Origin of the sequence: Corynebacterium suedekumii, assembly GCF_030252185.1 — a bacterium.
GTDB lineage: Bacteria > Actinomycetota > Actinomycetes > Mycobacteriales > Mycobacteriaceae > Corynebacterium > Corynebacterium suedekumii.
Map to the genome: position 1 here is coordinate 1,263,862 of NZ_CP126970.1, position 13,124 is coordinate 1,276,985.

Genomic DNA, 13,124 nt, shown 5'->3' on the forward strand with positions numbered 1-13,124 from the left:
TTCTGCACACCGCGATGAATACGAGTGTGACGACAGCCAGTCACGGAGTGGATTAGATTTGGCACCCTCGGGTGTCGTCGCCTAGTTCGAGACGGACTCCCGGTCCAGTTGCCGGGGAGTCGTGCCCGCGATGTCTCTGATCCGGTCCGTGACCAGTTCGATGGCTTCAGCACTGCCGGGTAGAACGTTCACCATTGAGAAGAACGTGTGCATCTGGCCTGACCAGCGGTGGTGCTCGACGTCGACGCCGGCGTTTCGTAACGCCTCCACATACGCCTCGCCCTCATCTCGAAGCACATCGTGCTCAGCTGTGATGACCAATGCAGGGGCCAGCCCGGTCAGGTCCCGGGCGTTGAGCGGGGTTGCCGTCGGTTCATTACGGAGGTCCGCATCCGGCACATACTGGTCCCAGAACCACTGCATTGCCTCAATGGAGACCATGGTCTGGTTCTCGGGGTCACGGTAGGAGTCCCGGGTGAAATCCGCATCGGTGACAGGGCAGACGAGTATCTGCTGTGCGAGTGCCGGTGCACCTTTATCCCGGGCGCGCTGTGCGACTACCGCGGCAAGATTCGCCCCCGCACTGTCACCGGCCACGATGAGAGGGAGGGACTTCCCGTCCTTCCGGGCGACGTGCTCTTCCGCCCACTTCATGCCGGCCCACGCATCGTCCACGGGAATGGGGAAGGGGTGTTCCGGCGCCTTGCGGTACTCCACCAGGACGACGGCAGCGCCGGACTTGGCGGCAAGTTGTCTCCCGAGGGTGTCGTAACCGGTCAGATTCTCCAGAACCCAGCCACCGCCGTGGAAGTAGACGATCACGGCCGCCGGGGACGGGGAGGGTGTGAGAACACGGAGGGAGAACTCACCCCCGTCGTCCCCCGGGATCATCAGATCCTGGACCTCGTGCATCTCCGGACCCGGTCCGTAGAGTTCGCTCAGTCCAGAGGTGGCTTCCCGTGCCTCGGGCGCGGACATCTCCCACAGTGGCCGGTCTCCGGCGTTTTCCGCTGCCGCGGTGAGGAAAGCGCTCGTTGCTTCATCAAATGACATGGATATCTCCTGGATTCATGGTGGCGGGCGAGGTTGCTCTGGTCGATGTCACGGCGAGGTAGGGACCGAACTCGTGTCCGACAGTTCGTGCCACGTCCGGCTGCAGTAGACCAGCGGAGCGGAATCCACCGAGGTGTCGACGTGGGTCTCAACCAGTTCGATCGCTGCCAGGGTGGAACCGTTGATGTCTATGGATCCGACGATCTTGCCGCGCAACCAGACCCGTGAGTTGAGGAGATACGGCTCGCCGGACGGAAGGCGGTCCCACAGGGAGGCGTCGCCGAAACGGTCGGCACCGGGGGTAGCGAAGAGCTGGGCGAGGTGAAGTTGCTCCCGCGCGAGGAGATGGACGACCACGTGTTCCGCGCTGCGGATCTTCTCGGCGGACCGGGAGAGGGCGGAGAGATTGAGTGCGATGGTCGGGGGATCGGCGGATACGCTGCTCACGCTGGTTGCGGTCAGACCTACCGGGCCGGTTCCGGGATCCGCAGTGACGATGGCGACACCGGCGGGATGGGCACGAAAGGCGTCGCGGAAATCCTGGGACATTTCCTCCGGGTGGGTGTGAGTACGGGATATGGTTGTCATGGTCATTGTCTGTCACTTTCCTTTTCGGTCCTCGACGGACCTATGCGGACTCGGTGGGTTCGGTGAGGCTGAAGAAGTTCCAGTGGGCGTCTGGGGCGGCCAGACCCGCGAGGTACTTTCCGACCTGCTGGAGGACCACGGGGCCACTGGTGATGTGTCCTGTACCGACGTGCATGTCGCGAAATGTGCGCTGAAGATCTCCTCGGCGTGCCAGGGCGGTCGCCGACCACAGGTGGGCGGTCTGGCTGACGTCATGAGCGGCCCAGGTGCTGTTGTTGAGCGCGAGGCGGGTCAGAGTCTCCTGCTCCATGGAGAGCTTCTCGCCGGCGTCGAGGGTGCGTTCGTTGTCCGTCCACACCTCCATCGCCCACGCACGGGCGGAACGCAGCCGCGCTTCCGCTGTGGCGTATTCGGCGTGGAACTGGTCGGTGTTCGTCGACGCTCCGGGCTGGCCCTTCTTCCTGGTGGCGATCGCCTGCATCTCATCGAGCAGGCGGCGACCGACGCCGAGCGCCCAACCGGTGTGACAGATCCCGGACATCAGTGCCAGTCCGGTCTTGTACAGGGCGCCCCCGGCCTGGGGGTCAGTCGTGGTGGGCTCGTACACGAATGCGTCGGGCACGAAGACGTCCTCACAGGAGTAGTCGATGCTTCCGGTCGCACGCAGCCCCAGGACATCCCAGTTGCCGTCGAGGCTGGCCTTGTCCCTGGGGAAGTGCACCATCATGACCCGGCCGCTCTCCTCGTCGATGGCGCCGGTGTGAATCCAGTTGGCGTGGGGCATACCGGATCCGAAGAACCAGTTACCAGTCACCATGTATCCGCCGTCGACGCGGACGGCCTTGCCGAAACGGGTGCCCTGTCCGGCGACGAGAGCGTGCTCGCCATCGTCGGGGAACAGTTCGCGCTGCGCCTCCTCCGGCAGGTAGGCGGCGGTGGTTCCGGAGATCATCTGGAGCACCATCAGCACCCAGCCGGAGGCAGGGTCCGCCTGGGAGACCTTTTCCAGGACGGCGATCGTCTGGGACGGCTTCAGCTCGTAGCCGCCGAGCTCCTCCGGAATGCCGATCTTGAAGGCTCCCACGTCCTTGAGGGCCTGGAAGCTCTCGTCGCTCAGATGTCCCAGTTCCTCATTTTTCTCACCGTTGGCCTTGAGCAGGTCGGTGATGCCGTCGATACGGGTCATCAGTGCGTCGAACTCGTGTCCCGGGTTGAGGCCGGTCTTGTTTCGGGTTTTCAGGCTTGCGGTCATGGTTTCCCTCTCTCGTGGGTGTCGGTGTTTCCATAAGGTAAGCGGGGTCACAGTCCTTCCCCTATCGATTGCGTGACCGACCCTCTCGATTCCGCGCACACTTATGATCTGGAACACAGTGGTATCTTTACGTGTCATGGATCATGGCATGCGGTCGGATGGAGCGGGCCTGGTGGCCGACGGTCGCCGACAGACTCTCGATGCCTGGAGCGAGAGGGTTGGTACTGATCTCATGCCGTTTAGGTTTGAGACCTGGGACAACAGTGAGTTCTGGGGTGATTTTCAGATGGCTGGCCTTCTCGGTGCCAGCATCTTCTCGATGGTCGCCGGGGACCACCGGGCTGAGCGCACCACCGAGCATGTGCGGCAGGACGACGACGAATTCGTCATCGTCACCTTCCAGGTCGACGGCATGCTGAAACTCGCTCAACACGGTGAGCAGGTGCAGCTGACCCCGGGCCACATGGGTATGTACCTGTCCAGCAAGCCGGCCCAGCTGGAGTGCTACGGCAACTACGAGAGTCGCAGCATCCGTATTCCGGTCGACCGTCTCAGCACAAGGCGACGACGGTGGGAAGGCCTGGGAGCGCTGGCGTTCGACGGCGGTCAGGGGCTGGCGCCACTGGTGCTGAGTTGCCTGACAGGGCTCTTCCCGGTGGCGTCCACACTGACGCCCTCAGCCCGGGCAGCGGCCTCCCATCATCTTGTCGGCCTGGTCGAGGCAATGTTGGCGGATCTGTCTCCGGCAGAGACTCCTTCCCATCCCCCGTCAGCGGAGCTGCTGGAGCAGTGCCTGGCTTTCATCGAGGACCACCTGCCGGACGCTCAGCTCAACCCGCAGATGGTGGCCGACTCCGTGCACATTTCTGTCCGTCACCTGCACCAGACGTTCAGACAGGCGGGAATGACCTGTGCCAGCCACATCCGGGCGCGACGCATCGACAGGGTTCGGGCAGATCTGACGCTGGAGGAGTTCTCGACAGTGCCAGTGGAGAAGATCTTCCAACGGTGGGGCGTACAGAATCCGTCACACTTCGGGCAGGTATTCAAGCAGATCGAAGGGTGCTCTCCGGCGGAGTTCCGTCGCCGGATTCTCCAGCTCCACTAGGGAGTGGCGTGCCCTCCTACGCGAAGGCCAGCGCCCGTGATCCGTCGACGTGCGGGAACACCCAGTACATCCAGCCGAAGACGGCCAGCCACACCAGGGCGGTGCCCCAGATGGGCATGGGTGCGAACACGGGCACGATCATCAGTGCCAGCCACACGAAGAACAGCGGCATCACCTGGGTGAGGCGCGGTTTGGCCACGACGTTCTTCTTCTCCAGGAACTCCTTCATCTCCCGCCGGTAGGGGTGGCCGAACATGAGCAGGAGACCGGCGGCGATGGCTACGACCATGACCGCGACCTGGATGCCGCGGGGGAATCCGGTGGAGAGTGCGGCCACGCCCAGGCCGATGAGCAGCGACGATCCCAGTCTGACGACGGCCGGGGTGGGGATCGGGGTGACGTGCGAGCGCATGGTGGAGTAGGCGTTCATGCTGGCCAACGGTACCAGTTGGCTCCGGTTGACTCGGAAGTGGTGGCGGACGCATACTGGTGGGCGTGAATGGAACACCTGTTCGGAAACTGCAGGAGGTGGATGACCTCGCCGGCCTCAGCCGTGGTGAGCGCATCGACCTGCTGCGTTCCCGCATGGCCGGGCTCGGGGGCGCCGTCGAGCTCGGCCGGGAACAGGTCTGGGACGCCACCCAGGTCGTCGAGGTGCCCGCTGACCTGGCCCGCATCCTCCCCGGTGGGGGGCTGGCCCGTCGGATAGTGACGGAGGTGGCGGACTGTCCGGCCCTGGTCGTCGAACTCATCGCGCATACTACCTCGGCCGGCGGACACGTCGGAGTGGTCGGGTGGCCGGAACTCTCGCTCGCCGGTGTGGTCGAATCGGGACGGCTCGACCGGATCATCACGGTGCCTGATCCGGGGGTCGATCCGCTGGGGATCACCGCGGTCCTCGTCGAGGGGCTGGATCTCGTCGTCGCCCGCTGGCCCGCCCCGCTCGAACTCTCCCCGGTCCGGGTTCGTCCGCTGCTGGGCAAGCTCCGTGGCGGGGTCGCCGCCCTCGTGCTCGTCGGGGCGTCCGTCACCGCACCATCGATGCGTATCGACGCCGCCGTGACCACCTTCCGCGGCATCGGCACCGGCACCGGGCGCATCCGGGGCGTGGACATCGACGTCCGCGTCACCGCGAAGGGGCAGCGGCCGGCCAGCGGCACGGTCACCGTCGGCCAGCGTGCCGGGCTGCGGGCGGTGTGAGCATGCGGGTCGCCGCCCTGTGGTTCCCGGACTGGCCGATCCAGGCCGCCCGGCTCGAGGACGAGGACCTGCCGGCCACCCTCGCCGTCGTCGAACAGCACCGCATCCGGGTCTGTTCCGCCGCCGCCCGGAACGGCGGGGTACGCCGGGGAATGCGGGTGCGTCAGGCGCAGGCGGTGTGCCCGGAGCTCACGGTCATCGACGCAGATCCTGACCGGGACGGCCGGATGTTCGAGTCCATCGCCGCCGGCCTCGACGACGTCGCCTCATCCATCGAGGTGCTGCGCCCGGGCCTCATCATCGTCGACGCGGGGGCGGCCGGAAGGTTCCACGGGTCGGAGGACGCGGCCGTCGAGAAGCTCATTGACGCCGCATCGCGGCGGGGAGTGGACGCCGCCGTCGGGGTGGCCGACGAGATCGCCACCGCGCTCATCGCCGCACGCACCGGGGGCGGGGGAGTGGTGCCCGCCGGCGGATCCGTAGGATTCCTGGCGGCCCGCCCGGTGGGGGTGCTCGCCGCCGAGGCCAGCCTGCACTGCGAGGCGACGGTCGTGGAGTCCTTCGCCCAGCTCGGCGTGCACACCCTCGGCGATCTCGCGGCCCTGCCCGCCACCGCCGTGTCCACCCGCTTCGGCGCAGGCGGGCTGCGCTGCCACCGCATCGCCCGGGCGGTGGCCGACCGGCGGGTCGCGCCGGAGCTGCCCACCACGGACCTGTCGGTGGCGGTGACCCCGGAGGACCCCATCGACCGGGTCGACGCCGCCGCCTTCGCCGCCCGGCAGCTCGCCGCCACCCTCCACGACCGGCTCCGGGCCGCGGGCCTGAGCTGCCTGCGGCTGCGGGTGCTCGCCGAACTCGCCGACGGCACCCGCCTGGAACGGATCTGGCGCACCCGCGAGGCGCTCGACGAATCCGCCACCGCCGACCGGGTCCGCTGGCAGCTCGACGGGTGGCTGACCTCGGGTGGGGCCGGTGCGATCACCTCGCTCATCCTCGACCCCCTGGAGACCGCCGCCCCCGAATCCGCCGGCGCCCTGTGGCGCTCGGACGGCTCGACCGGGGATGACGCCCGGGCCCGTCGCGTGATCAGTCGCGTCCAGTCCAGCCTGGGGACGGATGCCGTGTTGCAGCCCCGGCTGGTCGGCGGCCGCGGTGTGGCGGAGCGGATCGACTTCGTGCCCTACGGCGAGCAGCGGGACGCGCCCGCCACCGGCAGCTGGCCGGGCCGGATCCCCGGCCCCCTGCCCGCGCGGCTCGGCGGCGGCCCCACCCACCCGGCCGCCCGGGTCAGGCTCATCGACGCCCGCGCCGAGGACGTCACCGTCACCACCGAGGCCCTGCTCAGCAGCCTGCCCTACGCCCTGGGCTGGGGGCGGCACCGGTACCGGGTCGCCGCGTGGGCGGGACCGTGGCCGGTGGACGGCGCCTGGTGGGGCACCGACCCGCAGCGGGTGGCGCGTCTCCAGGTGGTCGGGCAGTCAGACGACGAGACCCACCCGCGGGCGTGGCTGCTCATCTGGGTGGGTGGGGTCGGCAGGTGGCGGGTGGAGGCCACCTACGGCTGACTGATGCGCGCCGGACTACTGGGGAATGTCGATGACCAGGCGGTGCGGCTCGTGGAGGACCTGCACGGCGTACGGCAGCTTGGTCTTCAGGCCGATGACGAACTGGGAACGCCCCTCGAAGGTGCCGGTGGAGATGACCTGGGTGACGTTGCCGACCCCCTCGACGGTGCCGATGTTCGGCTCCTCCTTGCCCAGCTCGAAGGGGTAGGTGGTGCCGTCGATGTTGACGTTGAGGGCGATCTCGCCCTGGTAGGAGATGGTGTTGCCCGAGCCCTGCTGGGCGGGGGCGGCGGTGTAGTCGATGAACCAGCCGGGCTCGCCCTCCCCGGCGAGGTCGAAGACCACCCGGTCGAGGCCCTCGTGGTGGCCGACCCGCACGCCGGTGACCATGAGCTGCGACGGCGCCTCCGGGCGGGAGGTCTTCATCGCGGTGTCGGCGTTGCCCACCGGGGTGACACCCGCGTCGGCGGAGGTGGCGGCGTAGCCGGTGCCCAACGTTCCACGGGTCACGGTGCCGGTCTCGGGGGCGGCATCCGCGCCCGTCGTGGTCGGGGCAGACTGTCCGCCCTGTGGCGCATCCTCCGACGAGGTACCCACCGCGCCGCAGGCCGTGAGGCCCAGGGCGCAGGCCGCGATGAGGGCGGCGAGCCGGGTTCGTCGTGCAGTGAAGCCATGGAAAGGATCAGTCATAATATTCACCGTAGACTCAGGCTCCTGCGACCGCGAAGCCAGAATCAACGGATCGGGGGTTTCGTAAACGAATCGTTGTAATCGGGACGCGGGGTACCCCCATTTCGTGGGCTGCGTCACGGGGCCCTCGGGGGTGGGCGGCTACCCTGGACACCATGACAACCGTCGACACCTCCGCCGCTGACGCTCCCGACACGCTGCGTTGTTCCGACGCACAGGTGGAACCGCTGCCCGGCTCCGCCAAGAAGGAGAAGGTCTATGTCATCCTCGAGTGGCCGCACGGCTGGAGCCGGGACGTCCTCGACGGTGGGGTCTTCGGTGACGAGCTCACCGGGCGGTTGAAGAAGAAGCTCGGCAAAACCGCTGGCCTGCAGCTTGTCCGCCACCCAGGCCGGGACGGACGACGCATCACCCGCCATCATCTCTACCTCGTGTTCGCGGAGCAGGCCCGCACCGAGCTGCTGGTCGTCGACGGCCCCGAGGCGATCCTCGACCTGGATCTGTCGGGCCCGGGTCGTAACGGCGGGGAGATCGTCGACCACCCGCTGGTGCTGGTGTGCACCCACGGCAAGCGCGACGTGTGCTGCGCTCTCAAGGGTCGGCCGCTGGCGGCGGAACTCTCGGAACGTTTCCCCGGCACCGTCGTGTGGGAGACCTCGCACACCAAGGGGCACCGTTTCGCCCCCTCCATCCTGCTCATGCCCTGGGGTTACAGTTACGGCCGCCTGAACGTGGAGGCAGGGTCCGCACTGGTGTCCTCAGCTCTGTCGGGCACGTGGTTCCAGCCCGGCAACCGCGGCCGCGGCCTGTACGGCCCCCGGGGACAGGTGGCGGAGGTCGCCGTCGCCGGCCACCTCACCGACCGGGCCGACACCGCCGGGGACCTCCACTTCGGGGAGCTGACCGTCGTCGACGAGTCACAGGACCCCGTCGTCGTCGCCCACTCCGACGGCCGCAGCTGGGAGGTGACGGTGGCGCAGCAGGAGGTCGACGGCATCATCTCCTCCTGCGGCGACCGGCCGAAGTCCGGCACCGTGTGGGTGGCCACCGACGTGGTGGCCGAGCACTCCGAGCAGGGCTGGGAGTAGCGGCGGCGGGATAATCCGCGGGATCAGTCCCGGGAGGGATCGCTGGTGAGAGTGCCGACCAGGTCGAGGAACTCCTCCGCGTACGCCGTCCGGGTGCGCAGCCTGTCCAGCCGGATGCGGGTCTCGTCCTCGAAACGGGCGATGGTGGCGCTGGCCTGCCCGTCACCGGCGTCTCCCCGGAGGCGGTCGGCGGCGTCGAGGAACTCCTTCATCTCCTCGAGCGTGAAGTCCAGGGGCTTCATCCGCCTGACCAGCAGGATGCGTTCGACATCGGCGTCACTGTAGAGCCGGAATCCGCCCGGCGTGTGGCCGGAGGGGGAGACCACCCCGACCTCGTCCCAGTGGCGCAGGGACCGGATGGACAGGCCCGTCTGCTCGGCGACCTCGCCGATCTTCCTGCCGTCGCTGTCCATGACCTGCGTCCTTTCCGGGTTGCCGAGTTGTCGATCCCCAACTCTACCGTTACGGTAGGTTTTCGTTCCGCCGCCTCACGAGAGTCCACCGACGTGTCCCACACCGTGCCCACCGCACCTGCCGTGCCCGCCGCTCCTGCCGAGGCCCCCACCGGGGTGCTCGCCTCCTTCCGCCACGCCTTCAGCTCGCTGACCCGGCTGCGGACCGAGGTTCTCGCCGGGCTCGTCGTCGGCCTGGCGCTGATTCCGGAGGCCATCGCCTTCTCCATCCTCGCCGGCGTCGACCCACGGGTGGGCCTGTTCTCCTCGGTCATCATGGCCGTGGTCATCTCCTTCACCGGTGGACGCCCCGCGATGATCTCCGCCGCCACCGGTGCGGTCGCCCTGGTCATCGCACCGGTGGCCAAGGAACACGGCATGGACTCCTTCATCGCCACCGTCCTGCTGGCCGGTGTCATCCAGATCCTGCTCGCCGCGCTCGGCGTCGCCCGGCTCATGCGGTTCATCCCCCGGTCGGTGATGACCGGCTTCGTCAACGCCCTGGGCATCCTCGTCTTCGCCGCCCAGATCCCCCACCTCATCGGGGTGCCGTGGCTGGTGTACCCGCTCTTCCTCGCCGGCCTGGCCGTCATGGTGTTCTTCCCGCGGATCACCACCGCCATCCCCGCACCCCTCATCGTCATCGTCGCGGTCACGGCGGTGGTCATCGCCACCGGCTGGGACATCCCCGACGTCGCCGACCAGGGTGAACTGCCCGAATCCCTGCCGGAGCTGTTCATCCCGGATGTGCCGCTGACACTCGAGACCCTGCAGATCATCGGGCCCTTCGCCCTGGCGATGGCCATGGTCGGCCTCATGGAGTCACTCCTGACGGCCAAGCTCGTCGACGACATCACCGACGTCCACTCCGACAAGACCCGGGAGAGCTGGGGCCAGGGCGTGGCCAACATCGTCTCCGGCATCTTCGGTGGCATGGGTGGTTGCGCGATGATCGGCCAGACCATGATCAACGTCCGCGAGTCCGGCGCCCGGACCCGCCTGTCCACGCTGCTGTCGGGCGTGTTCCTCCTCATCCTCGTCGTCGTCCTCAGCGACATCGTCGGCCTGATCCCCATGGCGGCGCTGGTGGCCATCATGGTCGTCGTCTCCCTGGGCACCATCGACTGGCACTCCGTCCACCCGCGGACCCTCCGGCTCATGCCGCTGAGCGAGACCCTGGTCATGGTGGTCACCGTCGCCGGCACCCTCATCACCCGCAACCTCGCCATCGGCGTCGGCCTGGGCGTGCTCACCGCGATGGTGATGTTCGCCCGCCGCGTCGCCCGCGTCGTCGACGTGGTCAAGGTCAAGGAACTCGACGTCGACGATGACGGGCAGGTGGACATCCGCACCTACCAGGTCCGGGGCCAGCTGTTCTGGGCCTCATCCAATGACCTGGTCTACCGCTTCGACTACACCGACGACGCCGGGCACATCGTCATCGACCTCTCCGAGGCGGAGATCTGGGACGCCTCCACCGTGGCCACCCTCGACGCCATCCAGCAGAAGTTCCAGGCCCGCGGCAAGATCGTCGACATCATCGGGCTGGACGGTCAGAGCAAGTACCGGTTGGACCGGCTGTCCGGCAAACTCGGCGGCTGAGACCGGGCGTCAGGCCAGCCGCCGCAGCACCGGCGCGACGGACTCGATGACCTCGTCGGCGGCGTCCATCACCTCGTCGGGGGGCCAGGGGAAGGCGTAGGAGCGGTCGGCGATGGCGTGCATGGACAGGTCATTCCAGGAGTCGCCGAAGGTGTGGAGGGTGACCTCGGTGCGCTCCATCCCCAGGTGCGAGAGCAACTGTCCCAGCCCGGCGCCCTTGGACACACCCTTCGGCAGCAGGTCGATGAACATCTGGTTGGGCATGACGTCGACCTCGGGGAAGTCCTCGGCCAACCGGGCCACGAGGGCGTGCTGGGAGCGGGCACCGTCGAGGACCCACAGGGGGATGCCCACGAACTGGTGGTCGTCGGTGATGTCGTTGATGTCCATGTGGACGAAGTCGCGGATGATCGTGGTGTCGGCGGCGCCGTGGGGGAGGTCGGAGAAGAGGGCGTCGCGTTCGCCGAGCATGGTGGCGAAGACGACGATGCCGGGGACGTCGAGAAGCTCGGTGATGATGCGGCGCACGAGGTCCACCGGGAGGGTGGCTGCGGACAGGGTGTCGCCGTAGGCGTCGGCAAGCACGGCGCCGGTGTAGATGACGTCGTAGTCGAAGCGGAGGTCGTAGGGGCGCAGCGCGTGGTCGAGGGCGGAGCGGGATTTGCCGGTGGCGGCGACGGCGAGGTGGCCGGTCGCCTGCCAGTCCCGGATCGCGGCGACGACGTCGGGGGCGATGCCGTCCTCGAACAGCACCGTGCCGTCAATGTCGAACGCCACGATCTTCATGTCCTCCAGGCTAGCGGCGGAGGATCTTCCGGGAGAGCCAGTTGCCCAGCAGCTGGGCGATCTGGACGATGATGACGATGACGATGACGGCCGCGTAGGTCACCTCGAGGTCGTAGGCGCGGTAGCCGTAGACGATGGCGAAGTCACCGATGCCGCCGCCGCCGATGTAGCCGGCCATCGCGGACATGTCGACCACCGCGATGAAGATGAACGTGTAGCCGAGGACGAGCGGGCCGAGCGCCTCGGGGAGGATGACGGTGGAGATGATCTTCCACGGCCCGGCACCCATGGCGCGGGCGGCCTCGATGACACCGGGGTCGATGGCCACGAGGTTCTGCTCGACGATGCGGGCCACGGCGAACGCGGCGGCGATGCACATGATGAAGATCGCCGCCGACCGGCCGATCGTCGTCCCCACCACCGACAGGGTCAGGGGCGCGAACATGGCGATCATGATGATGAAGGGGATGGGCCGGATGAAGTTGACCAGCACGTTGAGCACCCAGTAGACGGGCTTGGACTGCAGGACGCCGCCCGAGCGGGTGGTGTAGAGCAGCACGCCGATGACGAGGCCGAGGAGACCACCGATGATCATGGTCACCGAGACCATGACGAGGGTGTCGCCGATCGCCTCCAGGAAGGTCGAGCCGAGGCGGTCCCAGTCGGCGGCGAGGTAGGTGGTGGTCATCGCGTGATCTCCTGGATGTCGGTGGTGCGGGCAAGCGTGGCGCGGAAGGTCTCGATGGCCTCCTCCGGCCCGTTCAGGCGCACCGTCATCTTGCCGAAGGACTGTTTCTGCAGGGTGGTGACACCACCGTGGACGATGCTTATCGACGCCCCGTCCTCCCGCGCCTGCGCCGCAGCCGCGAAGAATCCGGATTCCTCGGTGAGATCCACGGTGAACAGGCGACCGTCGTGGGCGAGGAGGTCCTCGGCCTCGACCTGGTCGGGGGTGTTGCGCAGGGCGGTGGCGACGAAGCGGGCGGCGACGGCGGTCTTCGGGTCGGAGAAGACCTCGTAGACACTGCCGTACTCGACCACCTTGCCGGCCTCCATGACGGCGACCTTGTCGGCGATGGAGCGCACGACCTCCATCTCGTGGGTGATGACGACGATGGTGATGCCGAACTCCCGGTTGATCTCCCGCAGCAGGGTGAGCACGTCGTGGGTGGTCTCCGGGTCGAGCGCCGAGGTGGCCTCGTCCGCCAGCAGCAGACTCGGGTTGGTGGCCAGCGCACGGGCGATGCCCACGCGCTGCTTCTGCCCGCCGGAGAGCTGCTCGGGGTAGTTGCGCCCCTTGTCGCCCAGGCCGACGAAGTCGAGCAGCTCCGCCACGCGCTGCTTCCGCTCCGCCTTGCCCATGCCGGACAGCTTGAGCGGGTACTCGATGTTGCCGGCCGCGGTGCGGGAGTGGAAGAGGTTGAACTGCTGGAAGATCATGCCGATACCGGTGCGGATCGACCGCAGCTTCGCCTCGGACAGGCCGATGACGTCGGTGCCGTCGAGCAGCAGCTGCCCGGAGGTGGCGGTGTCGAGGCCGTTGATCAGACGCACGAGCGTGGACTTGCCGGCACCGGAGTAGCCGATGACGCCGAGGATCTCCCCCGGCTCGACGGTGAGCGTGACACCGTCGACGGCGCGGGTCTCGGCCTTGCGCTGATTGGTGAAGACCTTGGTGACGTCGCGGAATTCGATGCGGGTGCCGGTACGGGGCGGGGCGGTCACTGGTTCGGACACGGG

14 protein-coding genes are annotated in these 13,124 nt (G+C 67.8%); 5 read left to right on the forward strand and 9 right to left on the reverse strand.

Annotated elements, in window-relative coordinates:
- Nucleotides 1-81 precede the first annotated feature (81 nt).
- The 3 genes from QP029_RS06380 to QP029_RS06390 are packed head-to-tail and all read right to left on the reverse strand — an operon-like array spanning nt 82 to nt 2,893.
- Complete coding sequence (locus tag QP029_RS06380; RefSeq protein WP_284875967.1) at nt 82-1,053, reverse strand: alpha/beta hydrolase; 972 nt, start codon at nt 1,051-1,053, stop codon at nt 82-84.
- 48 nt (nt 1,054-1,101) lie between these two features.
- Nucleotides 1,102-1,647: a flavin reductase family protein gene (locus QP029_RS06385; protein ID WP_349293719.1), complete on the reverse strand. Its 546-nt coding sequence runs from the start codon at nt 1,645-1,647 to the stop codon at nt 1,102-1,104.
- 34 nt (nt 1,648-1,681) lie between these two features.
- Nucleotides 1,682-2,893: an acyl-CoA dehydrogenase family protein gene (locus QP029_RS06390; RefSeq protein ID WP_284875969.1), complete on the reverse strand. Its 1,212-nt coding sequence runs from the start codon at nt 2,891-2,893 to the stop codon at nt 1,682-1,684.
- Between the two features lie 136 nt (nt 2,894-3,029).
- On the opposite strand from QP029_RS06390, the gene QP029_RS06395 reads away from it, so the two are divergent.
- Complete coding sequence (locus QP029_RS06395; protein WP_284875970.1) at nt 3,030-4,001, forward strand: AraC-like ligand-binding domain-containing protein; 972 nt, start codon at nt 3,030-3,032, stop codon at nt 3,999-4,001.
- A gap of 16 nt (nt 4,002-4,017) precedes the next feature.
- Here QP029_RS06395 and QP029_RS06400 read toward each other — a convergent pair whose 3' ends face one another.
- Complete coding sequence (locus QP029_RS06400) at nt 4,018-4,431, reverse strand: hypothetical protein (RefSeq protein ID WP_284875971.1); 414 nt, start codon at nt 4,429-4,431, stop codon at nt 4,018-4,020.
- Between the two features lie 98 nt (nt 4,432-4,529).
- Between QP029_RS06400 and QP029_RS06405 the strand changes: the two genes are divergently transcribed.
- Both QP029_RS06405 and QP029_RS06410 read left to right on the forward strand, forming a co-directional pair.
- Entirely contained in the window at nt 4,530-5,201 is a 672-nt protein-coding gene (locus tag QP029_RS06405; protein WP_284875972.1) for a hypothetical protein, read from the forward strand.
- A gap of 2 nt (nt 5,202-5,203) precedes the next feature.
- Nucleotides 5,204-6,766: a Y-family DNA polymerase gene (locus QP029_RS06410; protein WP_284876174.1), complete on the forward strand. Its 1,563-nt coding sequence runs from the start codon at nt 5,204-5,206 to the stop codon at nt 6,764-6,766.
- A 15-nt stretch (nt 6,767-6,781) separates the two neighbouring features.
- On the opposite strand, the gene QP029_RS06415 is transcribed toward QP029_RS06410, so the two are convergent.
- Entirely contained in the window at nt 6,782-7,456 is a 675-nt protein-coding gene (locus QP029_RS06415; protein WP_284875973.1) for an AMIN-like domain-containing (lipo)protein, read from the reverse strand.
- A gap of 155 nt (nt 7,457-7,611) precedes the next feature.
- On the opposite strand from QP029_RS06415, the gene QP029_RS06420 reads away from it, so the two are divergent.
- Nucleotides 7,612-8,544, forward strand: coding sequence for a sucrase ferredoxin (locus QP029_RS06420; protein ID WP_284875974.1), 933 nt, complete (start codon nt 7,612-7,614; stop codon nt 8,542-8,544).
- 23 nt (nt 8,545-8,567) lie between these two features.
- Here QP029_RS06420 and QP029_RS06425 read toward each other — a convergent pair whose 3' ends face one another.
- Entirely contained in the window at nt 8,568-8,957 is a 390-nt protein-coding gene (locus tag QP029_RS06425) for a MerR family transcriptional regulator (RefSeq protein WP_284875975.1), read from the reverse strand.
- A gap of 93 nt (nt 8,958-9,050) precedes the next feature.
- Between QP029_RS06425 and QP029_RS06430 the strand changes: the two genes are divergently transcribed.
- Nucleotides 9,051-10,598, forward strand: a complete 1,548-nt coding sequence (locus QP029_RS06430) for a SulP family inorganic anion transporter (RefSeq protein WP_284875977.1) — start codon at nt 9,051-9,053, stop codon at nt 10,596-10,598.
- Between the two features lie 9 nt (nt 10,599-10,607).
- Here the strand turns inward: QP029_RS06430 and QP029_RS06435 are convergent, their stop codons facing one another.
- The 3 genes from QP029_RS06435 to QP029_RS06445 are packed head-to-tail and all read right to left on the reverse strand — an operon-like array spanning nt 10,608 to nt 13,121.
- A complete protein-coding gene (locus tag QP029_RS06435; RefSeq protein ID WP_284875978.1) occupies nt 10,608-11,384 on the reverse strand; it encodes an HAD hydrolase family protein in 777 nt (258 codons plus the stop codon).
- Between the two features lie 10 nt (nt 11,385-11,394).
- Complete coding sequence (locus tag QP029_RS06440; RefSeq protein ID WP_284875979.1) at nt 11,395-12,072, reverse strand: methionine ABC transporter permease; 678 nt, start codon at nt 12,070-12,072, stop codon at nt 11,395-11,397.
- On the reverse strand, nt 12,069-13,121 hold the full coding sequence (locus tag QP029_RS06445) for a methionine ABC transporter ATP-binding protein (protein WP_284875980.1): 1,053 nt from the start codon (nt 13,119-13,121) through the stop codon (nt 12,069-12,071). The genes QP029_RS06440 and QP029_RS06445 overlap by 4 nt, the downstream gene beginning before the upstream one ends.
- Between the last annotated feature and the right edge of the window lie 3 nt (nt 13,122-13,124).

Excerpts from the sequence above, each read along its gene's own strand:
- QP029_RS06425 (WP_284875975.1), bottom strand. The coding sequence starts at position 8,957 with ATGGACAGCGACGGCAGGAAGATCGGCGAGGTCGCCGAGCAGACGGGC.
- QP029_RS06390 (WP_284875969.1), bottom strand. The coding sequence starts at position 2,893 with ATGACCGCAAGCCTGAAAACCCGAAACAAGACCGGCCTCAACCCGGGA.
- QP029_RS06435 (WP_284875978.1), bottom strand. The coding sequence starts at position 11,384 with ATGAAGATCGTGGCGTTCGACATTGACGGCACGGTGCTGTTCGAGGAC.
- QP029_RS06440 (WP_284875979.1), bottom strand. The coding sequence starts at position 12,072 with ATGACCACCACCTACCTCGCCGCCGACTGGGACCGCCTCGGCTCGACC.
- QP029_RS06400 (WP_284875971.1), bottom strand. The coding sequence starts at position 4,431 with ATGAACGCCTACTCCACCATGCGCTCGCACGTCACCCCGATCCCCACC.
- QP029_RS06420 (WP_284875974.1), top strand. The coding sequence starts at position 7,612 with ATGACAACCGTCGACACCTCCGCCGCTGACGCTCCCGACACGCTGCGT.
- QP029_RS06415 (WP_284875973.1), bottom strand. The coding sequence starts at position 7,456 with ATGACTGATCCTTTCCATGGCTTCACTGCACGACGAACCCGGCTCGCC.
- QP029_RS06380 (WP_284875967.1), bottom strand. The coding sequence starts at position 1,053 with ATGTCATTTGATGAAGCAACGAGCGCTTTCCTCACCGCGGCAGCGGAA.
- QP029_RS06395 (WP_284875970.1), top strand. The coding sequence starts at position 3,030 with ATGGATCATGGCATGCGGTCGGATGGAGCGGGCCTGGTGGCCGACGGT.
- QP029_RS06410 (WP_284876174.1), top strand. The coding sequence starts at position 5,204 with ATGCGGGTCGCCGCCCTGTGGTTCCCGGACTGGCCGATCCAGGCCGCC.
- QP029_RS06385 (WP_349293719.1), bottom strand. The coding sequence starts at position 1,647 with ATGACCATGACAACCATATCCCGTACTCACACCCACCCGGAGGAAATG.